Origin of the sequence: Mycobacterium sp. TY815 (assembly GCF_030755135.1) — a bacterium.
GTDB lineage: Bacteria > Actinomycetota > Actinomycetes > Mycobacteriales > Mycobacteriaceae > Mycobacterium.
In genome coordinates this window covers 189,428-215,350 of record NZ_JAUFRX010000004.1, presented here as the reverse complement: position 1 = coordinate 215,350, position 25,923 = coordinate 189,428, and the positions used below count along the sequence as shown (strand labels likewise).

The 25,923-nt window shown below is 64.5% G+C and carries 13 protein-coding genes and 5 pseudogenes; 9 read left to right on the top strand and 9 right to left on the bottom strand.

Features of this window, described 5'->3' with window-relative positions; genetic code table 11:
* The first annotated feature begins 268 nt into the window (after nucleotides 1–268).
* Nucleotides 269–1,855, top strand: coding sequence for a PPE family protein (locus tag QXK92_RS30945; protein WP_306248251.1), 1,587 nt, complete (start codon nucleotides 269–271; stop codon nucleotides 1,853–1,855).
* Between the two features lie 124 nt (nucleotides 1,856–1,979).
* Here QXK92_RS30945 and QXK92_RS30940 read toward each other — a convergent pair.
* Nucleotides 1,980–2,602: pseudogene (locus QXK92_RS30940) on the bottom strand (DUF1275 family protein); the annotation flags it as partial.
* A 365-nt stretch (nucleotides 2,603–2,967) separates the two neighbouring features.
* Here QXK92_RS30940 and QXK92_RS30935 point away from each other — a divergent pair.
* Nucleotides 2,968–3,882 carry an alpha/beta fold hydrolase gene (locus QXK92_RS30935; protein ID WP_082658380.1) on the top strand — a complete coding sequence of 305 codons (915 nt, stop codon included), beginning with the start codon at nucleotides 2,968–2,970 and terminating at the stop codon, nucleotides 3,880–3,882.
* Between the two features lie 747 nt (nucleotides 3,883–4,629).
* Here the strand turns inward: QXK92_RS30935 and QXK92_RS30930 are convergent.
* The 3 genes and pseudogenes from QXK92_RS30930 to QXK92_RS30920 form a co-directional block, all read right to left on the bottom strand.
* Nucleotides 4,630–5,250: a DUF5134 domain-containing protein gene (locus QXK92_RS30930; RefSeq protein WP_055576599.1), complete on the bottom strand. Its 621-nt coding sequence runs from the start codon at nucleotides 5,248–5,250 to the stop codon at nucleotides 4,630–4,632.
* A 67-nt stretch (nucleotides 5,251–5,317) separates the two neighbouring features.
* Nucleotides 5,318–5,698 (bottom strand): annotated as a pseudogene (locus QXK92_RS30925) (HAD-IC family P-type ATPase); the annotation flags it as partial.
* Nucleotides 5,691–5,813: a hypothetical protein gene (locus QXK92_RS30920; protein WP_256101373.1), complete on the bottom strand. Its 123-nt coding sequence runs from the start codon at nucleotides 5,811–5,813 to the stop codon at nucleotides 5,691–5,693. The pseudogene QXK92_RS30925 and the gene QXK92_RS30920, both read right to left, overlap by 8 nt.
* A 308-nt stretch (nucleotides 5,814–6,121) precedes the next feature.
* Here QXK92_RS30920 and QXK92_RS30915 point away from each other — a divergent pair.
* A pseudogene (locus QXK92_RS30915) lies at nucleotides 6,122–6,415 on the top strand (PE family protein); the annotation flags it as partial.
* A 183-nt stretch (nucleotides 6,416–6,598) separates the two neighbouring features.
* Here the strand turns inward: QXK92_RS30915 and QXK92_RS30910 are convergent.
* Nucleotides 6,599–7,633 (bottom strand): IS110 family transposase, encoded by a 1,035-nt coding sequence (locus QXK92_RS30910; protein ID WP_065135592.1) that lies wholly within the window; start codon nucleotides 7,631–7,633, stop codon nucleotides 6,599–6,601.
* A 321-nt stretch (nucleotides 7,634–7,954) separates the two neighbouring features.
* Here QXK92_RS30910 and QXK92_RS30905 point away from each other — a divergent pair, with 321 nt between their 5' ends.
* From QXK92_RS30905 to QXK92_RS30885, 5 genes and pseudogenes are all read left to right on the top strand, one after another.
* A complete protein-coding gene (locus QXK92_RS30905) occupies nucleotides 7,955–9,010 on the top strand; it encodes an IS110 family transposase (protein WP_055577414.1) in 1,056 nt (351 codons plus the stop codon).
* 625 nt (nucleotides 9,011–9,635) lie between these two features.
* A complete protein-coding gene (locus QXK92_RS30900; RefSeq protein ID WP_306248248.1) occupies nucleotides 9,636–10,781 on the top strand; it encodes a PPE family protein in 1,146 nt (381 codons plus the stop codon).
* Between the two features lie 768 nt (nucleotides 10,782–11,549).
* Nucleotides 11,550–12,632 (top strand): annotated as a pseudogene (locus tag QXK92_RS30895) (PLP-dependent cysteine synthase family protein); the annotation flags it as partial.
* A 197-nt stretch (nucleotides 12,633–12,829) separates the two neighbouring features.
* Nucleotides 12,830–13,117 (top strand): anti-sigma factor, encoded by a 288-nt coding sequence (locus QXK92_RS34220; RefSeq protein ID WP_371934623.1) that lies wholly within the window; start codon nucleotides 12,830–12,832, stop codon nucleotides 13,115–13,117.
* A 508-nt stretch (nucleotides 13,118–13,625) separates the two neighbouring features.
* Nucleotides 13,626–15,134, top strand: coding sequence for a hypothetical protein (locus QXK92_RS30885; RefSeq protein ID WP_055577116.1), 1,509 nt, complete (start codon nucleotides 13,626–13,628; stop codon nucleotides 15,132–15,134).
* A gap of 892 nt (nucleotides 15,135–16,026) precedes the next feature.
* Here the strand turns inward: QXK92_RS30885 and QXK92_RS30875 are convergent.
* Complete coding sequence (locus QXK92_RS30875; protein WP_197419784.1) at nucleotides 16,027–16,428, bottom strand: MerR family transcriptional regulator; 402 nt, start codon at nucleotides 16,426–16,428, stop codon at nucleotides 16,027–16,029.
* A 1,077-nt stretch (nucleotides 16,429–17,505) separates the two neighbouring features.
* Between QXK92_RS30875 and QXK92_RS30870 the strand changes: the two genes are divergently transcribed.
* Nucleotides 17,506–18,336 carry a YHS domain-containing protein gene (locus QXK92_RS30870; RefSeq protein ID WP_069435279.1) on the top strand — a complete coding sequence of 277 codons (831 nt, stop codon included), beginning with the start codon at nucleotides 17,506–17,508 and terminating at the stop codon, nucleotides 18,334–18,336.
* 41 nt (nucleotides 18,337–18,377) lie between these two features.
* Here QXK92_RS30870 and QXK92_RS30865 read toward each other — a convergent pair whose 3' ends face one another.
* The 3 genes and pseudogenes from QXK92_RS30865 to QXK92_RS30855 form a co-directional block, all read right to left on the bottom strand.
* Complete coding sequence (locus tag QXK92_RS30865; RefSeq protein ID WP_133450400.1) at nucleotides 18,378–20,708, bottom strand: ABC transporter permease; 2,331 nt, start codon at nucleotides 20,706–20,708, stop codon at nucleotides 18,378–18,380.
* Nucleotides 20,705–21,407, bottom strand: a pseudogene (locus QXK92_RS30860) (ABC transporter ATP-binding protein). The gene QXK92_RS30865 and the pseudogene QXK92_RS30860 overlap by 4 nt, the downstream one beginning before the upstream one ends.
* On the bottom strand, nucleotides 21,404–25,435 hold the full coding sequence (locus QXK92_RS30855; protein ID WP_306237996.1) for an amino acid adenylation domain-containing protein: 4,032 nt from the start codon (nucleotides 25,433–25,435) through the stop codon (nucleotides 21,404–21,406). The pseudogene QXK92_RS30860 and the gene QXK92_RS30855 overlap by 4 nt, the downstream one beginning before the upstream one ends.
* Nucleotides 25,436–25,923 lie beyond the last annotated feature (488 nt).

Genomic DNA, 25,923 nt, shown 5'->3' with positions numbered 1-25,923 from the left:
CTTTGCCATCCCCCCGGGGGGAAGCGGTCGCCGTCGACTGATTGGACTCATGGGTTATCAGAATCCACTTGGGAGCAGTTACCGATACAGCAACGTTGGACGCCACTTAGGACTGACGGAGCTGACCATCCGAGGCTACCGACGCACCGCTGAACAGGCCGGGACCTGACGGCTGCGAATATGCCTAAGGAAGCACACTTCCACCTGTTGAAAATGATTGTCAGGTTCACTAAGCTCCGAAGCCAGTCGGGCGAAGGAGTGTGCACATATGGCCACGATGTGGATGGCGTCACCACCCGAGGTCCACTCAACCCTGCTCAGCGCTGGCTCCGGGGCAGGCTCATTGCTGTCTGCCGCCACGGCATGGTCGTCGCTGAGTGCCGAGTACGCGGACGTTGCTGACGAACTCATGGCTTTGCTCGTTGCGGTGCAAGCGGGAGTTTGGGAAGGTCCGAGCGTCGAGCAGTATGTGGCCGCCCACATCCCTTACCTGGCGTGGCTGACGCGCGCAGGCACAACCGCCGCGCGGGCCGCGGCGCAGCATGAAATTGTAGCCGCCGCATACGAAGCAGCGCTGGCAGCGATGCCGACGCTCCCAGAACTAGCCGCCAACCACGTCATTCACGGAACGCTGGTGGCCACAAACTTCTTCGGGATGAATACCATCCCGATCGCGCTCAATGAAGCCGACTACGTCCGAATGTGGATCCAGGCGGCCAGCACCATGGCTACCTACCAAACCGTCTCGGATGCGGCCCTGGCGTCCACTTCGCCAACCGGAACAGCCCCGGAGATAGTCCAGGAGACACAGTCCAGCGCGGGCACCGGTGTGGAGACGCACGCCGGCGAACCCACCGTGATCGACTACGTCGTTGCCGATTTCTTACGTAACATCTCCGGCGGTCGGGTGGATTGGAATGTCACCGAAGGCACCCTCAACGGACTTCCTTTCGAGGACTACACCAATGCCGCTGACCCATACTGGTGGGTGGCCCGTGCCATCGAATTCCCGAAAGATTTTGAAACGTTTATCCAAGAACTGCTTACAAATCCGCAAGAGGCGTTCCAGTCTTATTCCTATCTCATTTTCGTCGACTACCCAGAGCACATACCGCAACTCTTCCAAGCCTTGATTCAGTCACCGCAGTTGCTTGCTTTCGCGTTCGGTGCCGCCGCCTCGAATGTGGGGGCGGCCATCGGCTTAGCAGGACTGTCGGGCCTCGCCGCTGTCCAGCCACCGGCGGTCCCCGCCGTCGTGGCGCTGCCCGGGTCACCGCCAGCGTCGGTATCACCCGCGGTTGGGATGGCACCGGTAGCGTCAGTCGCTCCCACTGCTCCGGCTCCGGCCCCCACTCCTGCGCCTGCTACCAGCTCCATTGCCAGCGCAGGCCCCACACCGCCTCCAGCTTCGGCAATTACGGGACCAGGCTTTCCGTTTCTGGTCGGTGGTGGCCCCGGCATCGGGCACGGATCGGGCATGAGGACCAGTGCCAGCGCTGCCGCGAAGAAGAAGGCGCCGGAGCCCGATGTCGCTGCGGCTGCAGCCGGGGCGGCTGCGCGTTCGCGGACACGTCGACGTCGGCGTGCGGGGCTGCACGACCACAACGATGAGTTCATGAACATGAACGTCGACGTCGAACCGGACTGGGGCGCGCCAGCGGGTGGGGAATCGACGCCGTCAGCCGTGTTTTCCGAACAAGGCGCCGGAACTTTGGGATTTGCCGGCACAGCGAGCAGGGAAGCGGCTATTGCGGCGGGAGGCATGGCCAGGCTGGAGGAAGACGAGTTCGGTAGCGGGCCGAAACTGCCGATGATTCCGGGCACTTGGCGCGGGGACGAGGCCGGTGCCAGCTGAGTGCTGACGGGCCGTCGACCCGTTCGCAGATCCTTTTGCCTCCCGTGCCCAGGTGCGGACTGACATGCTCGAGCGGACGAGCGCCCCAAGCGATTTGGCGAACCCCGCCGCAGCTCGGCAGGAGTCACCGGCTGATTGTGTTCTTCGGCTCTGCTGCGCTCCGCGCGTGTCCGGGCAGCGGGGGCGGAGGTTGGTGTGCTGTTGTCAACCGCTCGCGACACCTGCGGTGATGCAATGCGTTGGCCGCCGCGAAAGCGAGGCACGCGACCGCGGCCGGGATGAGCGCCCGGTCGCCGATGCGACCGCCCACCACCACTCCGGCGGCGGCGCCGCCGACGAACAGCAGCACCGTTGTGTTGAGGATCGCTGCTTTCCAATAATCCAATCCGTGGCGGCGACTAAGGGCTACGAGAAGCCCTAAGTCAGTGGTGGTGCCGGTGAAGTGCGTTGTGCGGATGGGCATTTCAGGAAGCCCAGAAATCATCCCGTTCTGCAGGCCGCACGCCGCGGCAGCCAGCGGCGCCCGGATCAACGGGTGTTCGATACTAGCAGTGGCAATCAGTAGCGCTGCCTCGCCGATCAGGACCGCGGCGTGGCGAGGGCCTGTATGACTGTGCGTGGGAGCCAACAGCACGCCGGAAACCATGACGCCCCCGAGAAATCGACCACGATCGCCGCGATCATGGTTACCGGATGCAGCAATGGGTTGGTGGTGTGCTGGCCGATCTTTGTCGTTAACGCTGTGAGTTTCCGTAGCGTTGCTGGTCTGGGTGTATCCGGTAGGCAATGCTGCGTTTGGCAGCGAAACCGGCGGGCGTGATCGTGTGAAGTGCGCAGGCCGTGTTCGCAGAACGGTGTGGACAGCCCGCAGTTGACGTCGCTGACGCCAGCCCATCTCGTGTTAAAGCAGCAACGGGACAGCGATATCCACCGCCAGTGCCTCAGCCGCAAAATTCGCACCCCCAACACGAGTAAATGCGCTGTACCTGAACCTATTTCAGACGCGCCACGCAGAGCCGCAGAAATTGTTCACTCTGTGATGGTACGGCCCTCGACAGCAGCCGCGCTAGACTGACTCCAATCGTCTTCCATTATTCCGCGTGTGGGCGGCAATGACGACCAGCGGTGTCCACCACGAGAGGGAACTTAGATTGCCGACGCAAGCCGCCACCCGGGTCCATCTGGGTGAGCGAGTCACTCGCGCACGTCTGCTTGGTCAGGGGCCTACGGTCCTCCTTGAAGCCGGTGGGGCAGGTGAAGGAACGACGGACTCCTTCGGCGGCGTGTTGGAACAGTGGGTCGCGTCCTTTGCCACTGTCGTAACCTACGACCGTCTTGGTAGTGGTGACGCGGATGGTCCACCTCGGCGCAGCGTGGCCGAAATGGCTGATGACCTTGACTCCGTAATCCATCAAGTGCGTTGCGCTGCGCCGGTAGTGATCGTGGGGTGGTCGTCGGGTGGATTGGTCGCGCAGATGTTCGCTTTACGACATCCACAAGAAGTAGCCGGGTTGGTCTTGCTTGATCCCTCTGCGCCGGTAACCGAATCACGACTTGTCGAGTTGGTAGGGATGACCCTGGCTGCCGCAGGACTTTTCCTCCTCGGGATCGCCCAGCTGCTGAGGGTTCCCAGGACCAGCTTGGGCCGGCGCGTGTTGCGGCGGATGGCGCCGAAGGATATCTCGAAGCCGAGATTGGGCTGGTTCTACCGTTATGTCGATAATCATCCTTGGGCGGCATTGCAGACGGCACGGCTTGTGCCGCGTCATACGAGCTATTTGCGCGAAGTGAAGCGAGAACTCGAACGCGCATCACTGCCGGATGTGCCGGTGCGGGTGATTGTGCCGCGGTCGCGAACCCGGTGGCGCGCTACGTATGCCAAGATGGATGCGTCCAATCGTGCACTGGTCAAGCGTTTTCCCAGAGGCGAACTTGTGTTCGCTGACGGAACGAGCCACTCGTGGCTGCCTGTCGAACGGCCCGATGTAGTTGTCGCGGCCATCCGTGATGTGCTGAGCGTTGCCTAGCTTCGGATTGTCAAGGGCGGTATCCGCGGCTCGACGCTGAGCCTTAGCTGCGCGCCGAGTCGACAATCTTCCTGCCGCGCAGCTTGTTCAAGGCGTCGCTTTCTGCGGTGGCACGCGTGGGTCCGGCCCCGCCGGGGAATCTCGCGCCGTCAGAAGCGACCGCGCCGCACAAGTACATTGAAGGGCAATACCTTTGATGCAGTATGGGCTGCGGCGTGGGTGGACGATAACCGCCCCGGGACTGCTCTGCGCGACCATGATAGCGGCCATGCTGATGCATGTACTCACCGTGCGTTGTCGCACAAAGCGCTTCGTCGGAACCGCGACCTCCTCCACCCACGCAATACTGGCAGAGGTATGCCGTGTGGGGGGTAACGAAGGCCTCTATGCGAGTCGCCGCAATAGTTTTCGTCGAGGCTGCCCGGGATTGCGCCCTGCGGTCTTCTCTTGATCAGCGGTACCTCAATTTCCGTCCGTCTGTGCGATGTATCAGCATGGCGGGCACATATCCGGTGGCGTAGGGACACCAAGGGCCCTTCATTTGTAGTGGGTGGGCCGGCCAACTGGAAGTGGCACGGAGGTCTCAAGACGGCGCCGTCGAGGTGCCGTTGACGGCTGTAGCGGAGTTTGCCGCAACGGTGTTCATGCCGCTGCCCTCCAAGGGCTGAAGCGCTCGAGGCAGCACCATAGGAACCGTACCCCCCAAACAGTATCCGGCCCCCGGGCATTACAAATTGTGCGCGGAGGTCAAAGTTCGATCAGCGCGGCAGCGAACAAAATCGCCATTCCGGTGGCCATCATGGCTTCGGTGATGTCTCCCAGTAGCGGAGGTTGGATCGTACTGCGTCTGCGCTCGCGGAGGTATGCCACAACCCAAGATGCTGCTGCGATGGTGAAGATAACGACTCCAAGCCAGTTCATCGTGGTCACCCAGGTGGGCGGTTGGGTGGTTGCCGTGTGGTCCATCGCGGCCATGTTCATTTCGGGCATCGGGGCAGGCGGTTGACTGAGCGAAGCCGTAAGCGAGCCCAGGCTATTCATGCTGAGATACATCCATGCAGTGGCCAGCATCATCAGGCTGTGGTAACCCGCTGACGCCCGGGCGGCCGGCGAACGGGCGGTGATCAACGCGATCGCCACGAACCAGACCGCCGCCAACAGGAAGAAGGCCGCGGGCGCGGAGGCCGGCAGCCGCGCGCCCCACGGCCATGCCATCACAGCCATACCTGTTGCCATCAAGAAATGCAGACTGCGGCTGACAACCACCGTCGCGGGCCGGCGTCGCGTGAGGATCGGCACGCCGCATCCCAGGGCGCCGAGTGCAAACAGTCCGGTGACGACCCAACGCACGAGTAGGTCGTGGATCATGCCGGCGGGGGCCGCTCAGGTCGAAAACGATCGGGTCCATGCACTCCGAGAGTGGCGGGCGTTATTGTCATGTACCGCGGCCGAAGCGCCGGAGCCGTAGCGAGTTGGTCACCACGCTGACCGAGGAAAGCCCCATCGCCGCACCGGCAACCACTGGGTTCAACAGGCCGAATGCAGCCAGGGGTATCGCGGCGGTGTTGTAGCCGAAGGCCCAGCCCAGGTTTTGGTGGATCGTGCGCAGAGTCTGGCGGGACAGCTGGATCGAGCGCACGACACCGTCGAGGCGGTCCGACATCAACGTGATGTCTGAGGCTTCAATCGCCACATCGGTACAGGTACCGATCGCGATGCCCAAATCGGCTTGCACCAGCGCGGGGGCATCGTTGACGCCGTCGCCGACCATGGCCACCAGCCGCCCCTCGCCTTGCAGGCGGCGGACCTCAGACATCGAGGTCGCGCTCGCGGGCGCCGGCGACGATAGCCGCGCCGATGGGATGCTCGGAGCCGGCCTCGACCGCAGCGGCCAGCCGCACGTGCAGCGGCTGGCTGACCGAGTCAACCATCCGAGTGACTCCGGCCGACGGCCCGTGCGCCCTGGGCCTCGCGACCCCGACGGCGATGCCGGTGATGCCACAGTTGCGCGGGTATCGCAGCCGACGTGTGGTGCCAGAGCGCATTCCGCCGTCGGCCGCCTCTGCGGGAGTTGCTACCACATTGCCGGCGACGTCGTTTGTTGCCGCGCCGATCCAAAGTGTCCAGCAGCGGATGCCAATCAGGGTCGCCAGGAGACCCGGGCTCGTTCAATCACGGCCGGGAGCCAGCGACGACATCGACTGTTCTTGGACAACCATGACTGTGAGGAGTGAAGTAAATGTCTTTCGTAATCACACAGCCTGAAGCGTTGACCTTCGCGGCGAGCAAGCTGGAGGGTCTCGGTTCTTCGATGGCTGCGCAGGGCGCGGCAGCAGCAGCCGCAACCACTGATGTGATTCCTGCAGCCGCCGATCCGATATCAGCGCTGCAGGCCGAAGTATTTTCTGCCTACGGCACCCGGTACCAAGCGATCGCCGCCCAAGCCCAGGCAATCCAAGAGCTGCTGGTGAGCACCCTGGGCAACAGCGCGGGTGCGTACGGCACAACAGAAGCCGCCAACGCGGCCGCCGCCTCGTCCGACTCTGAATTTTCCAGTGATGATGGTTATCGGATGCCGGCCCGAGGATCTGACCCCGAAATTTCCTGGCCGATCGAGTGCCTTTCGTGAGGACCTGTCGAGCCTTGGGGCGGCATCCACCACATGAGAACTCGGGCTTCGGCGCGAAGCGGTGTGACCTGATAGCGCCTCTGTGTGTCAAGCGGCTTCGGGAAGGAGTTTCCGTTGATCACGCTTGAGCGTGCGGTAGACGGCGTTGGAGAGCCTGCGTTTGAGGGCGCGGCGTGCTTCAGCGGGTGTTTTTCCTTCTGCGATTTTGCGTCGGTAGTAGTTCTGTCCGATTCCGGGGTCGCGGATTTGGCAGGTGGCGATGATGTGCAGCACGCTGTTGAGGGCACGATTGCCTCCAGTGTTGAGTCGGTGGCGGACCGTGTTGCCGCTCGAGGCTTCCAGCGGGGCACTGCCGGTGTAGCTGGCGAAGTGATGTTCGGTCGGAAAGCGGTCAATGTTTCCGACGTGACCGAGGACTTTGGCGGCAAGGACGATGCCCATTCCCGGCAGTTCGGTGAGCGTAGTTCCGGTGGCGTTCAAAGCATCACGCATCTGCGTTTCGCTGCCTTTGATCAACCGGTCGAAGCGCCGCAGGTCGGCGACAAGGTCACGGACGAGGTCGCGCCGACAGCAGTCGGTCGCGGTCATCGGCCTGATCCACTTGAGAATGTCGGCGGCCTTGTCAGTAGATAGCGCGGTGGGCGCTCCTCCGGGGACCAGGTCGCGCAGCAGGACGTGGAGCCGATTGAGCAGGCGGGTGCGCTCGCTGACCAGGTCATCGCGACGTTCGGTAAGCAGCCGCAAGATGGTGGTCTGGTCTTCAGAGCAGACGCGGCGCAAATCCGGGCGGAACAACGCGACATGGGCGACGTGCAGCGCGTCGGCAGCGTCGGTCTTGCGGTTGCCGCCGGTGGCAAGCATCCGGGCTCGCGCCGACAACGTGGAGGGAACATCGACGACGTGCTCGCCGGCCGCAGCGAGCTGCTGGGCGATACCGCGGCCCAACCCGGCGGCGCCCTCTACGGCGAACCTTCTCTGCGGCCAGTGCTGGCACCAGGAAATCAACTGCCGGAAAGTCCCGGCGTTGACCGGGAGGCGGCGTTGAGCAATCTTTTTGCCCGAGCTGTCGATTGCGACTGCGGTATGGGTGGACTTGTGCGGATCAATACCGATCAGAATCACGGGTTAGCGGCCTTGCGCTCGTTGGGATGGGACGTGCGCGGTGGGCACCCTGACTTCAAGTCGATCTACTTGCATGCCTCTGTCGAGCCACACCGCACGGGTGCCAGACGGCGGCGGCACGCTATCAATGAGCCAGCCCTCAGGCGGCAAGGAGCAGTGCGAGCCAACGCCGTCCGGCACCCTCGGACACTGCGAAAAACAAAGATCTTCGCGGTATCCGGTTGTCATTCAACAAGTCAGGAGCGTGCTCGCCCGCGGCCCATCACTGGCTGTCCACCCCTTTCCGCACGGCCCGACTTACGGAAAGGGGCTACCGCGCACATGGCCGGCAGCAAACGACTCGTTAGCGGCGGCGTGGACACACACTGCGCCACCCATCACGCCGCGGTCATCGATCGCAACGGGCGGCTGATCGCTGATGCCGAATTCTCCGCCACACCAGCAGGTTACGCATCGATGCTCACATGGATGCGGTCGAAGGGGAAACTCGGCCAGGTCGGTGTCGAAGGAACCGGCGCCTACGGGGCCGGGCTTGCCCGCTACCTGCACCAGCAGTCCATCGAGGTACTCGAAGTTCCCCGACCTGACCGACGACTCCGCCGCCAACGCGGTAAGAGCGATCCGATCGACGCCGAAGCAGCAGCAAGAACCGTACTGGCAGGCAAAGCGAGCGGAGCGCCGAAGCTCGCCGACGGCCCCATCGAAGCCATCCGGATGTTGCGCGTCGCCCGCAACGGCGCCGTCAAAGCCCGCACCGCCGCCCTCAACACCCTGCGCTCGATAGTCATCACCGCACCCGAACCCCTGCGCACCCAGCTACGTTCTCTGTCCTCGGCGCAGCTCGTCACCGCCTGCGCACGTCTGCGACCCGACCCGACCAACCTCCTCGACCCCGCCCAGTCGGCCAAACAAGCCCTACGCTCGATCGCCCAAAGGGCTCAGCATCTCGACACCGAAACACGTTCCCTACGAAAGCAACTGGACGAACTCACCCAGACCGCCGCACCGGCCACCACCGCCATATTCGGGCTCGGCCCAGAGACCGTGTCGGCACTGCTGGTCACCATCGGCGACAACCCAGACAGGCTGCGCAGCGAAGCCGCATTTGCCCACCTCTGCGGCGTCGCCCCAATCCCAGCGTCCTCAGGCAAAACCCACCGCCACCGGCTACACCGCGGCGGCGACCGCGCCAGCAACAGCGCGCTGCACATCGCCACCGTCGTGCGACTGCGCTACGACCCCCGCAGCCGCGCCTACGCCGACCGCCGCACCACCGAAGGTCTGTCCATGCCCGAAATCATCCGCTGCCAAAAGCGCTACCTGGCCCGCGAGATCTTCCACGCACTCCGCGCCGACTACGCCCAACTCAGCACTTGACATCTATAGGAGCGTCATCATCGATCAGTTGACCCAGTTTGGACAGTTTGGTCTCATCCCGGGAGCGCTGAATAACGGCAGCCTCATCGGAATACAGCAGATGAATACGTTTGGGAGCGGTGCGTCGGGTCTGTTCTCCTGGACATCGCTGGGGGGCAACGGTTCCGTGGCTGACGGCGCCGAGACTTTGGGCGCCGGAGGGCTCGCTTCGGGCGGGCTGGGCGGACTTTCTCCGGCCGCCGGTGCGGCGGGGCCGGTCGGCGCATCCGGCGCCGGTGGGGCGCCATTGCTCGCGGGTGTTGCGAGCCAAGCATCGTCGGTCGGCGGGTTGGCTGCGCCCGCCAGTTGGGCCGCTGAAACCGCACCAGCGGGAGGCGCGGCCCCCGGCGGCGGGGCAGGCGCGGCTTCGGCCAGCGCCGCGCCAGGGGCTGCAGCGGTGACAACTTTGCCAGCCGGCATGTGCCGTCGGTGGCAAGGGCAGGGACGTCCGGCGGCTTGGGTGCGCCGCGCTATGGCGTTAAGCCCACCGTGATGCCCAAGCCGGCAGCCGTTTAGGGCGCCTGGCGGGCGACGCCGGCACTGAACGGAACGCAATCGTTCAATGAGCAAGAGTTAGGTGAAAGAAATGCCTGTCGATTTCGGAGCGCTACCCCCGGAGGTCAACTCAACATGGATGTATACCGGCCCGGGCCCCGGGCCGATGATGGCCGCTGCGGCGGCTTGGAACAACCTGGCCGCCGAGTTGACTACCACAGCCTCCGCCTACGAGTCGGTGATCTCTGAGCTGACGGGCGGGCCGTGGGTGGGCCCGTCGTCGGCAGTCATGGCCGCCGCGACCGAGCCCTACATCGGGTGGATGAACATCACCGCCGCGGCAGTTGAACACGCAGCCAGTCAGGCCATGGCATCCGCGGCTGCCTACGAGGCAGCGTTTGCGATGACGGTGCCCCCGGCCCAGATAGCGGCCAACCGGGCTCAGCTGGCAGCCCTTGTCGCCACGAATTTCCTGGGGGTGAACACGCCGGCGATCATGGCGACCGAGGCCTCCTACGCCCAGATGTGGGTCCAAGATGCCGTCGCCATGTACGGCTACCAGGTATCCTCGGCAAGCGCCGCAACGTTGAACCCGCTGACCTCGCCGACACAGACCACCAACCCGGTCGGGCCGGGCGCCCAAGCCGCAGCAGTCAGCCAAGCCGCGGTGCAACCGGTGGCGTCTCCCCTGGCGGGCTCTGCCGAGTCTTCTTCTGCGGGACTCGTTTCCAGCACCAACGGTTTCTTGAACGACCTTGTTGGCTCGGGATCGAACATTGGTATCTGGAACGACGCCTATAGCATCACCGGCCTGATAGGAGGCGTCGGTTCTTCGGGCATGTTCCAAGCGGTTGCCGGTGGGGTCAGTCATGGTGTGTCGCAGAGCGCTTCGGCCGCTGCCGGTGCTGTCGTTCCGCCGAGTTTCGGAACGATTCTGGCGGGCACGGCGGGGCCGGCAGCCGCAGTTTCCGGCGGGTCGCCGGTATCTGTGGTTATGGGCTCGGCGTCCTCGGTCGGGAAATTGTCCGTGCCGACAGCGTGGACGACGGTCACCTCGGCTGCGCCTGGTGGCGCCACCCTGGTCGGCTCGGGATGGACGGCCCCCGTGGAAGGGGGCACGGCGACGACGGTCGCAGCCGGTATGCCGGCCTTGGCCGCGGCCGATCGCGCAGGCTATGGCGTCGCGCCACGCTATGGTGTCAAGCCCAGGGTGATGCCCACGCAGTTGCTGGGCTAAAGAACTGCGAGTGAGTCTTATTCAGCGAGTGTCGCCGCCGAGTGCGGCCTCGCACTGGCCCGGCCGAGAAACGCGCTTGTGCCCAAGCATTCATAGTGGCGGCGCCCCGCGAGGCCGAGTACCCTCGAGGGGTATGGGGGCAGTGCGGATGCGAACGGACGCGGGTCGCGTCGGCGTCTTTGGGCGGCCTCGGTGGCGGGCTGCCGCCGGTGTGGCGGTCGTGGCGGTCGGCGTCGCGATGTGGGTGCTTGTCTTCGGTGGGCACTCCGTGTTGCGGTCGCAGGTTCCTGCCTCCCACCCGCCGCATGCTCTGGTTGCCTCGTTCGGCAGTCAATTTGCCGTCAACGTCGACCATCCGCATGTGTCGAAGGGGTCGCCGACGGTAGATCACCACGAAGCGTTTGCGGTTGGCGTGCTGCCTAACTCGCCGGGCGCTGCCATTGCCGCTTTGGGTGTTGTCGTGGCGGCGGCTGCCGGTGCGAGTCCGGGGTGGCAGCAGAACATACTGGCGGGGCGGGGCCCGCCGCGCGGGCTTCGCGCTGTTTTGACCGGTCAAGATCTCTTGATTCGGTTGCGCCTAATTCGTCGCTGATTGGTCAGCGCCAGGCCGTTTGTGCATGTCACGACGGCCGGTGGCCGCTGCCCCTTGCCAATGGCCGCGTCTGTGGCCTGTTGCCAGAAAGCGACGATCAGATGGACAACAACTTCTCCCGCTCACCATTGAAATCTTTGGAATCTCGCCTTTCGTGCACTCCACGGTCAACGGCGTTGGCGAAACGCCAGAGCAGCCCCGTACAGTGCCAGCCCGCCGCCGAAAGTCACCGCCAGCCCGCCGGGTTGGTGGGCAATACTCCGGTGTTGCGGATCTCGGAGCCGTTGACTCCGGCCGATCGGGGGTTCTGGGCCAAGCTCGAGGGATTCAATCCCGGCGGCAGCATGAAAGACCGACCCGCAGTACACATGGTGGAACGCGCCCGCGCCCGCGGTGACCTGCGCCCGGGAGCGCGCATCGTGGAATCCACCAGCGGATCGTTGGGTTTGGGACTGGCACTGGCCGGCATGGTCTATCGCCACCCGGTCACCGTGGTCACCGACCCGGGCATGGAACCGATCGTGCAGAACATGCTGCACGCCTACGGCGCCGAGGTGGACCTGGTCACCGAGCCCCACCCGCTCGGCGGATGGCAACAAGCCCGCAAGGACCGCATTGCGGAACTACTGGCCGCTGACCCCGACGCCTGGTCCCCTGATCAGTACAGCAACCCCGACAACGTTGACGCCTACCGACCGCTGGCTTTGGAGTTGCTCGATCAGCTCGGCGGTGTCGATGTGCTGGTGTGCTCGGTGGGCACCGGTGGTCATTCGGCCGGGGTGGCCCGGGTGCTGCGCCAGGCCAACCCCGGCCTGAAGGTGATCGGGGTGGACACCGTCGGCTCGACGATCTTCGGTCAACCCGCGGCCAGCCGGTTGATGCGGGGTCTGGGCTCGAGCATCTACCCGCGCAACGTCGACTATGCGGCGTTTGACGAGGTGCACTGGGTGGCACCGGCCGAAGCGGTGTGGGCGGCGCGTGCCCTGGCGGCCACCCACCACGCCAGCGGCGGCTGGAGCGTGGGCGCGGTCGGGTTGGTGGCCGGGTGGGCCGCACGCACCATGCCCGCCGAGACCACCATCGCCGCGGTCTTCCCCGACGGACCACAACGGTATTTCGACACCATCTACAACGACGACTACTGCCGCAAGCACGGCCTGCTCGACCACCTGCCCCCCGCCGAGCCGGCCCTCATCGAGGACCCCACCCGACAGGTGGTGCAGTCTTGGACCCGATGCACCAGTGTCGTCGACCCGACCGCACTGACGCCCCAGCCCGCAGCCAAAGCACAAGGCGTCCTGAAGGTTTCGGGCGGGCACAACGAAGAGGAGTTCCCTGGAAAAGGCGGGCGGCCATGACGTGGGCGTGGAGTCGATTGATTAGGCAAAGCACTCCATCGGTTGCATTTGGCCGTGCCAGCGCAGCGACAGATGGTGCACAGCATGGGGATGCCCCGGTGACGCGGGTTGTGGAGCTACACCGCGCGGACAGCGCTCGCGGGCAGTTACCGAACGAGTGCAGCGAATACGTGATGTGGGACGCCGCCTATGTGCTGGATTCGCTGTCGGAAGATGACCGCCGCGAATTCGAAGCCCATCTGGGCGGCTGCACGGTGTGCCGGAAGGCTGTTGTTGAACTCAGCGATATGCCAGCACTTCTGGCAGTCCTTAACCGTGGCGAGGTGGCGGCGATCGTCGGAGGCTCGCGTTCCGCGGAGAGTCGCACCGGCACGGGCCGGACCTGATGACGTGAATGCTCGGCCAGGCACATGCGTGCGCTCCTGCGTCGAACGGCAGGCGGCGCGGGCGTGTCCGGTGAGCCAAGTCCACGGCTGGGCGTATAAGGGTCCAACGGCAAGGTTTCAGGGCCCAAGGCCACTACAGCCAGTCGCCGAGTGGTCGTACGTTTGATTTGGGGGCGTTGATTGCACCTTTCGTGGAATTGCGGTCAATGGAAAGAGTTATAAAAATGTTCGTTACATCACCCAAGGTCCCGCGTTACTTGCGTAGCGGGCAGGAAATGCGTTGCCATGATGACGGCGCTATGCGTTTCCTGCTCGCCGATCGCAGTATGGTCACTGAATTCCAAGCCGCGGCAACCGTTTTGACAGTTACGACCGCGAGCCGACCAGCTCGGGGCAACACCAATCACATCGATGCCGCAGAAGCACAGGTTAGTGGCAACGGCGCAGTGTGGCTGTCGCATCGTAGGCCGCATGCCACTGCTGGCTGGCAACAGAGTTTGGAGCAGTGATGGATACCGTACTTGGTGTTTCCATGGCACCCTCGAAGGTTCAGATGGTGCTGGTAGAAGGCGAAAACGCTGACGGTGTCACGGTCGACCAAGACAACTTCGAGATCGAATCAACCGACGACGCGGCACCCTCCGCGGGCGTCGACCAGGTTATCTCGGCCATCCTCGGTACCAGAGAAGGCGCCGCCGAGAGTGGCTACCAGTTGCTCACGACCGGGGTCAGCTATAGGGACCAATTCGACGCAGCGGCGCTGCGCGATGCGCTGGCCAGTCGCAAGATCGAGAACGTCATGTTGGTATCGGCGTTTCTGGCTGCGGCCGCTTTGGCGCAGACGGTCGGCAATGCAACCGGCTACACCCAAACCGCGCTGCTCTTCGTCGAGCCCGATACCGCGACGTTGGCTGTGGTCGATACCGCCGACGGTTCCATAGCCGATGTGCACCGACGACCGCTGCCCGACGATGATGACGAGGCCATGGCCGAGCTGGTTCAGCTGGTTTCGGACGCTGAGGCGCTGGACGAACATCCGGATGGTGTGTTCCTGGTCGGTTCTGGGGTGGATGTCCCGCTGATCAAACCGGTACTGCAGACCGCGACCTCACTTCCGTTGTACGCACCCGAGGAGCCGGAAACGGCGCTCGCCCGCGGCGCGGCGCTGGCGTCGGCGAACGCACCGTTGTTCGCGTCGTCCACTGCAGCGATGGCTTATGCCCAGGATCCTGATTCCGGTATGTTGGACCCGAATGCGATTGCGCCTCCGCCGATTTCCGTCGCGGACACCCTGGGGCCGGTTGACGAGGGCGTCGCCTACAATGCGGGCGCCGACGACGAAGCCGACACACATACGGCCGTCCGGGGCCAGCAAAACTCGATCACCGGCCCGGTGGCCGACACCGGTGCTGATGCCGATGAGCAAGGGCGCAAGTTGTTTTGGCTGCCTGGGAGCGCTTTCATAGCGGTCTTCGTGGTCGGGGTCGTCGCGCTGGTGATGGCGCTGGCGATCAGCGTCCGGCCGATGAACAATCAGCACCCCAGCCCCGGCCAGAACATGGTTACCCCAACGAAGCAGGCCCCGCCAGTGCCGGCAGCTCCGGCCCCTGCGGCCCCGGCTCCGGCTGTTCCAGCCCCAGCGGCTCCGGCTCCTGAGGTTCCGGTCCCCGCTGCTCCTGCTCCCGCTCCCGTGCCGGTAGCGCCTGCTCCAGAGGTCCAGGTGCCGGCGGCTCCGGTTCCCGCTCCGGCCCCGGTGGCTCCGGTTCCCGCTCCGGTGCCGGTGGCTCCGGTGCCGGTAGCGCCGGTTCCTGCTCCGGTGCCGGTGGCTCCCGCAGCTCCGCCCCCCTTACCCGTACCGCCCATCATCGTCCCGCTGCCACCGATCTTTGGTCCTCCTGGGCATGGAGGTGGGGGACGCGGCGGTGGGGATCGCGGTGGCGAAGGTCACGGCGGTGAAGGCCGTGGGGGAGGCGGATTGATCCCGGGAATTCCGGGTCTGCCGGGATTCACGCATTGATTTGTGACCAGCTAGGAGAAGGTGGGTAAGCTCTCTATCTTTGAGAAGGCCACGCCCGCAGCTGAATCCGGCGTGCGGGCGGGCCCGGGAGTCGATGCTAGGCCATTGCGCGGCATTGTTCAGCGCAGGCTCGACAGGCTTTCGCGCAGGCGCGGCAATGCTCTGTATCGAATTTCTCGCACTCGGCCGCGCACGCGTCGCAGATTTCCGCGCACAGTTGGCACAGCTTGGCTGCCCAACTGGAGCCGCGGGCGAGCAGGCTGGTGCAGGTCTGGCAGATGGCGGCGCAATCGAGGCACAGTCGGGCGCAGTCCGCCATGGCGGCTTCGCCGACACAACACGTGTACGCACATGCCTCACACGCCTGGCTGCAGTCGCTGCACGCGTCGATACAGGCGCGGTTTGATTGGTCAACGAGGTTGTTAGCCATCAGGATCGTTTCCTCTCGGATCGGTATTCTCTGTTTCTCTCCCCCCTGGCAGTAGGTGCCGGGGAAGCTTCGGTTGCTCACCAGTCTCATCGTCCGTGGAGGTATCACGGCGTCGACTGGCACTCGTGGGAAGCCGGTTCAGACCAGGCTGCCGATAACCGACCCCGCACACTGCAACCAGTCGGACGTGTCCTTGCAGCGTCGGGAGGAATGCCAGGCCACTGAAGTTCCAAGCGTTGTGTGCTTCCGTCGCCACCGCCATCGCCACATCCTTGCTCGCGGGCTATCGAATCGACAGCCGATTCCCGCCGTAGATATGGCTCTCGGACTCCATCGCCGGCGGTCGATCTTCAACGTAAGGGCTGCCCTTAGGGCAGGGTCAAGCGCTGCATCAGCTAGTCCCGCAAGTCCGTCATCGCCGGCGCCGCCGAGACGAGCGGTTCGATCACGGAGCGAGAGGGCTCAATTTGGGGCGGCAGCCTTCTTGATGATCTGACCCACCACCCTGTCCTCCGATTGGTGGTTGCACTCGTGTGCGGTGGCGAGTGCATCCGCCAGCCAGCGACGTCGGCGGTGCAATTCCATGATCGCGTGGTCCACCTTGGCGATATGTGCATCAAGGATGGCCGCTACACGCCCGCAGGGGGCACAGTAGCCGCGGCGCATATCCAAAATTTCCCTGATTTCGTCGAGCGAGAAGTTCAGTAATTTCGCGTGGCGGATAAAACGGAGTAGTTCTACGTCGTCTTCGGTGAAGAGCCGGTAGCCGGCCTCAGTGCGCGGCACTGGTGGCACCAAACCTTTGGCCTCCCATAGCCGAATCGCCTTGATGCTTACTCCGGCTGCCTGTGCGGCGGCGCTCACTGTCATAACCATTTAAGGTTTCCATTCTTGTCTGCGATTCCCCGCCATAGTCGCTGGTGACGGGTATGCGGTTGCTGCGCGCCGCTGTGCGTTCGGCGAGAATTCCCCCAGAGGTCGAGGAGTTCCGGCGAGGCGGGATCAGCTCGCCGATTGCGGGCCGTCCTTCAATCGCACTGCCACGGCGTAGTTCAGTACCCTCGCGGGCTTTTGCGGCTAAGTGGGGGAGGCCCGACGATCCTCTGTGGTGACTTGTCGCGAAGTTGTTCCCCGGCCGTGGACCGCATCTCATCCGCCGAGGCGAGAACCTCTCTGTACCAGTGCATTCTGATTGAGCGCAGTTCGCCTGCGGGTGGCTCGCGATCGGTACCTGCCGGCGAAAGAGCGCATTATTGACACGGGTGATGCCCGAACTCTTGGGGGCCTCGGCAGCACCGCGGACACGCACTGTTCGCGGGTGATGCCGGGGCGCGGTCACGCTGATCGCGCTCGTGCATTGCACTTTCGCAAGAGTTTGCATGTGCGCCTAGCTGTCGTTCCGAGATATGAAATGCCCCACCCGGGTATCCTATCCCATGCCGCGGCGGTGCTACTGAAAGGCGAAGACCCATGTGATCGCTACTGTAGCCGCAGGCAAGTCGGCTGCGCCCGCATTGGCACCGAAACCCGTTGCCCTTCAGAGTGAAACCACGTTGTCCCGCCCCACTGGGTGCGTGGCGGCCGCATGCCTTCGCGGCGAGGCGACAGCACTGTCGACGATGGTATTGGACGACGTCGGCCGACGCTGGTTGGCCGTGAGACTCGGCACAGACACTTGCCGACCGCGGCCGCCTCCGCCCCGGCACCTGGCAAGCCTGGCGCAACGCCAACGACGCTAACTGACCGCACAGGAGCGTCCAGGCACTACGCACACCATCAGGTCGGAGAATGACCTCCGTCGCACAACACAATTCCTGCATGGAGCCTGAGATGCTCCAGTTCAGGACTTAGTGCCCTAGTTGAGTCGTGGAGATCGCGCAAGGCTGAAGACGTTGCTCTGTCAGCAATTTGCTCATCGAATCGACTGGAGGGGTGATCACGGTGGGAACGTTGAAGGACGAATTGACCGCGAAGGTCGTGGATTACGAGCATTGGGCCAAGCGGCGTCGGTTCGGCCGCTTCGGGTACACCGACCGCAGACTCTGGGTGCTGGCCTGCATGGATGAGCGCCTGCCAATCAACGAAGCACTGGGCATCCAGGTTGATTCACCCATAGGCCACGGAGACGCGCACTGTTTCCGCAACGCCGGCGGGATCGTCAGTGACGACGCGATTCGATCAGCGATGCTGTCGACGAACTTTTTCGGCACCACTGAGATCGTCATCGTCCAGCACACCCAGTGTGGGATGTTGTCAGCCAACGCCGAAGACGTCGAGGCCTACTTCAAAGACAAGGGCATCGACACCGGCCATCCCGTATTGGACCCGACGCTGCCCGAGCTCAGGCTTGACGAGGGGGCTTTCGCCAAGTGGCTCGGGATGATGGACGACGTTGACGAGACGCTGTTGAAGACGATCGAAGTGTTTGACAACCATCCGCTGATTCCCGACCACGTGACCGTCAGCGGTTGGGTATGGGAGGTGGAGACCCGCCGCTTGCGGCCTCCGACGCGTGATCCCGCGCGGCGCGCGCGCACCGACGCGACGGCGTCCGACTACGGCGTCAACCAGCCACAGCCTGCGCGGTGGCAGTTGGGCGACAGCGAAACCGACGTCGTCACGGCAGCCGACCCGGTCTGCGGAATGGAGCTGCTGATCGACCGCGCCGCGGGGCACCGCGACGTCGACGGGCAGACGCTGTACTTCTGCTCCCAGCTGTGCCTCGACAGCTACGACGCCGAACCCGACCGGTATCTGCCGTCCAGCACGTGAAGGTCGGCTCCGATTTCTCCGGAGCACCGTCGAGGTCGCGCTCATAGCGTCCGTTCACGCACCGCCTTGGCGACGTCCATTCGCCCGATCACGCGAAACGCCGGGATGGCCGTCAACAGTGCGGCCGTCAAGACGGCCGCGGCGACGAGTAGCGGAGTTGTGGTGTGCATCATCAGGTGCCATCGATAGCCCTGCGTCACGTAATTGGACATGAACCATTCAGCGAGCCACGTCCCGGCGATCAGGCCGGCCGGCACACCGATCGCGACGAGCGTCATATTCTCGACCGCCACCAGTCGGCCCAGCAGAGGGGCACCCATTCCGGCGGCCTGCAACGTGCTCAGCTCGCCGGTGCGCTCACTGACGTTGGCCGACATCGCGTTATAGAGGAGCGCCATGGCCATCACACCCGCTGACAACAAGGTCAGCGCAACCAGCACGTTGTACAGGGCGAACGCCTTGCGGATGGTGGCTGAGATCGACTCGGTGGGCACGTAGGCGGCCACGCCATGCAACGCCATCACATCCTGGCGCTTCACGTTCTGGTTGACGCCGGGAGCCAGCTTGAGCAAAACGCCCGACGGCGCAAGAGCGGGCACTTGGGTGGACGAGACATATACGACCGGGTTCATCGGCTCGTCGACGAAGCCGGCGACGGGTAGGTCAAGACGAATTTGGTTCTGGGCGTTCGTTATTGAGATCCGGTCACCGACGGCGACGCCGAGAATCGCCCGCAGGCCCTCTCCCAGCAACACGCCGTCGGGCGGAAGACTGCGGCCCGACGGGCCCGATGTGAAGCGGTGCATCTGGGTTGCCGACGCCAAGCCGATCAGCAGGGTGTCGGAACGGTTGTCGCGGTGTTGCACCGTGACATCCAGCCGGGTGAACGGTTCTGCGGCAGCGACTTGCGGGTCGGCTCGTAGAGCACTCGCGACGGCGTCGGCCCTGCCTGCGGCGGTAATGACTTGCGCGTCTTGAAGTTCGACCTCTCCGTACTGTCGGTCGATGACGCCGTTGACGGTGTCGCGTAATCCGGCGAACACCATTACGAGGCATACCGAACTGATGACCCCGGCGACGGTAAGGATGGTGCGGCGACGGTTGCGGGTGATGCCGCGCAATGTCATTCGCCAGCGAGTAGGCATACGCCCCAGCGGCGGCAGCAGTCGTTCCGCGACGCTCACGCCGCCGCGCACGCGTGGCGGCAAAATCCTCATCGCTTCCGCCGGGCTCATCCGCGATGCGGCGCGCGCCGGGGCCCAGGCGGCAAGCGCGGATGCTGCAGCGCCGGCCACGGTTCCGACGATCAGACTGCTCGGGTACACCGACGTCGCCCGCAGCGGCAGTCCCATCGTCTGGGTGTATTGGGCGGTATACCAGCCACCGAGAAGGTAGCCGCCGATCATCCCGGCCATGGCCCCTGCCAGGCCGACGGCCACACCGTACGTCAGGTAGTGGCCGAGTATCTTTCGGCCGGACACTCCGTTGGCCGACAGTGTGCCGATCACGGCTCGTTGAGCGGCGACTAGTCGAGACAAGAGCACATGCGTCCCAACCACCGCTGCCACGAGGAACACCCACGGCATAAATCTTGCGAACTTGCGTACCGATTCCATGCCGTCGCGCAAGGAACTGTAGGACGGCAGCTCGTCGCGCGACGTCACGATGACTCCATGCGAGCGACCCAGTTCCGTTGCCGCGCTGACCAAAGCGGCTGCTTGGTTGCGATCGTGTGCATACACCTGCAGCTGGTCCGCCGGCTGGGCCGCGAATTCAACCATGTCTGGTGCCGGCACGAACACCACGCCGAAGTACTCCGGCGTGGTCACGGTCTCCGCCCGGGAGCGGGCCGGCCACAAATATTCTGTCGACACGGCGGATCCGGAAACGGACACGGGATGCCAGCCGGACGGCCCGAGGAGTTCGACGGTGCTCGCCGGGTGCAGACCGTAATGCGCGGCGAGGTGCTCTTCCACTAGAACCGAGCCGCGGGGCGGCAGAACACCGGATCGCAGTGCCAACTTCGATACCGGGGGTTGGGTCTCAACGGGCACGCCGACCGCGCGGCCGAACAGGGTGCGCCCGTTGATGCGGATACTCACGTCGGCCTGTTGTCGAAGGCCAACCTCCGGATGGCCGGGAAGTTTTAGGGCACTCTCGTACAACCCCGACACACCGGTTCCGGTGATGACCACATCTGGCAGCAGTTGCGTCGCGTATACCCGGGCGAACGACTGCTTCAAGTTGGCATAGGCGTCTGTGGCCCCGACGAAGACCGCCACACCGATGCCCATCACCAATGCCGCGGCAAGGAACTGTGAACGTTGCCGCCCCAGGTCCCGACGCACCTTGCGGAGCAAGATACGGTTCACCAGTCGAGTTCCTGCGCCGGCAGTGGGGCACCAACCCGCTCCTGACGGGCGACCCTTCCCGAGCGCAACCACACCACGCGATCGGCGATCTGGGCGATCGCGGAATTGTGCGTCACCAAAAGGACGGTGTTACCGCCTTCCCGGGCCAACTCGTGCAGCACCGCCAGCACCTGCCGCCCCGTGGCCAGGTCGAGGCTGCCGGTCGGTTCGTCACACAGCAACAGCGGCGGCCCTTTGACGATGGCGCGGGCGATCGCTACTCGTTGCTGCTGACCACCGGACATTTGCCCGGGAAACCGGTCGGCGAGGTCGGCCAGGCCGACTTTCGCAAGCGCCTCACGACTGCGCCGAGCACAATGTCCGCCGGCGAGTTCGGCAATGATCTCCACGTTCTCCTGCGCCGTCAGAGTCCCCACCAGGTTGGATATCGTTGCCTGACAACAAGATCCGTCCATCAGTGGGCGCTTCGATGCCGCCGATCAGATTGAGTAGCGTGGTCTTGCCCGAACCGGACGGACCCAGGATCACGACGAACTCGCCGCACTGAAACTCGAGGTCGATGTCCTTGAGCGCCTCCACCGCTGCGGGTCCGGAGCCATAGGTTCGGCTCACCGCCTCAAGCCTTAACACGGGAGGCGCAGAGGCTACCGCTGCCTCAGCCGATGCGGTGTCGTCCGACGACGGGGAATGTCCGCTCATAACGCATGCCCGGAACATTCGCTTGACGAGTGCGTCGCCCCTTGGCGTTGGCCCTCGTGGACATGCCTCCCGGCAGTCCAGAGACCGGCACGCGACCACCTGACGTCGGGCGTCGTGCAGGCAACAAACTGGTCCGACACGCACACGGGATCGGAAACGTCGGATGCGCCACCTCGCGTCAATGAATCCTTCAGTTTTTCGCCGTACATATCCAGCGATCCGTGAGTCAGCATTTCTTGATGTGTAGCGTCGACCGAATACACGGTGATATTGCCGGCAACGTACGGCCGCCACCTTCGCTGAAGAGACGCGCCCCGATCGCTTGCCTCCCGCGCAGCGGAAATAATGAGCACATCACCGTCGAAGACCGCGGGTTCGTGAGTTCGATACAACGACATACCACTCGTGACGTTTTGGACGAACATATCCAGCAGCTGTCTATAGCGAGGGTATTCTGCCGGGCCCTGTTCTCGGGCAAACTCGTCGATCTGCTCGTAGGTAAGCGGTTCGTTCACCTCCGGAAGCCCTATGTCGTAGAGCCGCAAGGCTTCTAGCTGCTTCCGCCAGTCGTCTAAACTGTGGTTTTGGAGGCTGTCGATAGTGGGATCGGCGTCGAGAAGGATGAGGTATGCGACGACATATCCGCGCCGCCGCAGCTCGATCGCCACTTCGTGGGCGATGACGCCTCCAAACGACCAGCCGAGAAGATTGTAGGGACCGGTCGGATAAACCGCTTGCAGCCTGTTGGCATAGTTTCTCGCCATATCGCGAAGTGACCGGGGTGCGGCTTCCTCGGGCTGCAATATTTGCTGTATCCCGATGATCGGACAGTCCAAATAGCTGCCAAGAGCGTGATATGGCCAACTTATCCCGCCCCCTGGATGAATGCAGAACAGCGGAACGCCGGAACCCTTCTTCAGGGTCTGGACCGGAACGACTTCTTGCACAGAGGTGAAATCTGTACGCCGGTGTAGGTGGTTGGCGAGGTCGGTGACGGTGGGGGTGTCGAAGAGGGTGCGGATGGGGATTTCGGTGTTGAGGGCGAGTTGGAGGCGGGTGGTGGCGCGGGTGGCCAGCAGTGAGTCTCCGCCGAGGGTGAAGAAGTTGTCGTCGAGGCCGACGCGGTCGAGGCCCAGGACCTCGGCGAAGGTGTCGGCGATGATGTGTTCGGTGGGGGTGTGTGGTGGCCGGTATCTGGTGGGGGTGAACACCGGTGGGGGCAGGGCGTTGCGGTCGAGCTTGCCCGAGGGGGTGTGGGGGAATTCGTCGAGCACGATCACGTGGGTGGGGGTCAGGTAGGCGGGTAGCCGCCGGCTGAGTTGGTGGCGGATCGTGGTGGGGTCCAGGGGTGCGGGGCCGATGTAGGCGATGAGGTGGTCGGTGCCGGTGGGGGTGTGGTGGATGGTGGCGGCGGCTTGGGTGACGTGGGGGCAGGCCAGTAGGGCGTTTTCGATTTCGCCGAGTTCGATGCGTTGGCCGCGCAGTTTGATTTGGGTGTCGGTGCGGCCCAGGCATTGCAGGCTGCCCTGGGGGGTCCAGCGGGCCAGGTCCCCGGTGCGGTACAGGCGCGCCCCGGGGGTGCCGTGGGGGTTGGCGATGAACCGCTCGGCGGTCAATTCCGGTTGGCGCACATAGCCGTGGGCCAGGGCGGGCCCGGCCAGGTACAGTTCGCCGACCACCCCGATGGGGGCCGGGTGCAGGCGGGTGTCGAGGACCAGCGCGCACACTCCGGGGATCGGGGTGCCGATGGTGATGGGCTGTCCGGGGGACAGGGCGGTGGTGCAGGTGGCCCAGATGGTGGCTTCGGTGGGGCCGTAGGCGTTGAACATGCGCCGCCCCGGCGCCCAGGTGGTGACCAGCTCCGGCGGGCAGGGTTCGGCGCCGGCGATCAGGGTGTGCAGTTCGGTCAGTGGGGTCGGGTCCAGGGAGGCCAGCACGGTGGGGGTCAGGATGGCGGCGTTGACCCGCTGCTGGTGCAGCAGGTGGGTCAGCGCGTGGCCGGCGTAGGCCTGGGGTGGGGCCACCACCAGGGTGGCCGCCGATCCGGCGGCCCACAGCCATTCGAAGATCGACAGGTCGAAGGTGGGTGCGGCCACCATCAGGATCCGCGCCCGGGGGCCGGCCGTGAACAGTTCGCGTTGGGCGGCGGCCACCCCCAGCAGGCCGGCGTGGCCGACCGCCACCCCTTTGGGGGTGCCGGTGGAGCCGGAGGTGAACAGCACATAGGCGGTGTCGCCCACGCGCAGCGGCGCCAGCCGCTCGGCGTCGGTGATCGCCTCGGCGCGGCGATCGGCGAGGTCGAGGGTGTCCAGGGACAGCACCGGGCGCCCCCCGGCGCCGGGCACGGTGTCCGCGCCGCGGGTCAGCACGCACACCGCCTCGACCGCGTCCAGCACCGTGGTGAGGCGCTGCACGGGGTGGGCCGAGTCCACCGGCACATAGATCCCGCCGGCCTTGATTACCGCCCACCACGCCACCACCAGCTCCGCGCACCGATCCAGGGCCACGCCCACCGCCCGCTGCGGGCCCACCCCGGCCTCGATCAGCACCCGCGCCAACCGGGTCGACCACTCATCGAGCTGGCGATAAGACACCTGCCGGTCCCCGTCGATGACCGCGACCGCCTCCGGATCGGCGGCCACCGCCGCCGCCAACACCTGCCCCACCAGCCCCACCGGCGCCCCCACCGCGTCCCCCGACCACCCCGAGAGCACCAACTCACGCTCCCCGCCATCGACCAACGACACCTCACCCACCACCACCGACGCATCGGCCACCAGCAGCCGGTCGAAGAGTGACTCCAGACGGGTTATGTGCAAGGTGATGTCGTCGGCGCTGTAGCGATCGGGATTCCAGGCCAACTGAATTCGCGGCGCGCCGTGGCCCAGCCGTGGATAGATGTTGACCGCGACGTCGTGTATCGGCCCGTTGGTCAAGATGTTGTACACCGGTTCGGAAGGCCCGAATTCGAACGGGGTCGCGAAATCGAGGATGTTGATGATCGGGCCAAAATCGAGATTGTCGAGATGGGTGGCCCCGGCGATGACGTCCGGCCAGCGCCGGAACTGTTGATGCCGAAGCGCACCGACCAAGGCCTTGGCGACCTGATCGGTCAGTTCGCCGATGGTGTCGCCATCCTCGACGCAGATGCGCAGCGGCACCATATTGGCCACCATGCCCGCAGCCTTTTTCAAGGCCGCAGTCGTGCGCGCCGAGACCGGCAGCGACATGGAGACATCTTGTCGCCCGGTGGTTTTCGCGATGAACACTGCCATCGTCGCGATAACCCTGGCGACATCGAGTTGGTTGTTCTCCGAAAGATGCCGGCACGCCAGTTCGCGCATCTGCGGGTGGCGGGGTGCCAACGACGTCCGCGTCCCGCCCAAGTCGGTGACATCGACGGTACCGCGCAGGATGTTTTGCCAATACTCGGCATCGGCGTGGCTGCGTGAAGACTGCTGATATTTCTGGTCGGCGTCGCGGATCAACGCAAACTCGGAGAAGTCGACGTCGGAGGTGTCCGCGACCGATCCCGAGTAGGCGGCCGCGATGTGCCGGATGAAATTGTAGGCACCATACCCGTCGAAGAGGACATGGTGCGCGCGCAAATAGAAGTACGACAGGTTGTCGGTGATTCGCAACAGCGCCAGATCGGTCAGCTGGTCACCGAACAGATCGATCGGCCGGTGGTAGTTGTCGTTCATCCAGCGGTGAGCAGCTTCGACCGGGTCCGGTTCGGCACGCAGATCGATGCAACGTAGGGACTGCAACTTCTGCGGGAGTTGGCGGTCGACGATGAAGACCGGTTCGCCGTCGACGAGGGACAGTCGCGCGCATTGCGTGCCGAAGTGCGCCGCCGCCGATTCGCACGCCACCGTGAGCCGCTCGACCTCCACGTGGTGATCGATGGCGAGAAAACCGGCGATGTCGTAAGGGACTTCGGGCCTGAGTTGCTGGACTGCCCACATCGACCGCTGGCCGGCGGTCAATGATCCCAGACTGTCGGGTTGAGTGCGGTAGTTGAGCATGATGGGACGAACTCTCTATTGCGACCAACAGCCAGCAATCGATGGGTTCACACCGTTGAGCTGGCTTGTCAGACAGTCCGGCTGGGCTCGCCGCACAGACACTGGCAGGACGGCCAATGCCCGACTAGTGCTGCCGGCCAGCACCGCGATAGGTGGCCTCCGAACTCGAGTACTGCAGAGGAGGTTCCCAATCAGCGGGTTTCCGTCCGCGTGACCGCTGCGGCGAGGCCATGGGCTTCGACGACTACCGTTGCCGCGTACTAAGGCGCTGATTGGCCGAGGACGCGGGAAAAAGGAAATGATAGCAATAACCCCCTGCCCGCATTAACCTGGCGAGACCTATCGTCCGCATCGACCGGTGTAACCGGTAGAGACTTTTGCCCTCGTCCGCGGTGGCTAAGGTCCCTACCCCCGTTTGGTATCTATGGAGGGAATCCGGCGATGGCACGATCGATGGTCGTCATTCCGAACCAGGCAGCAGACCCGCC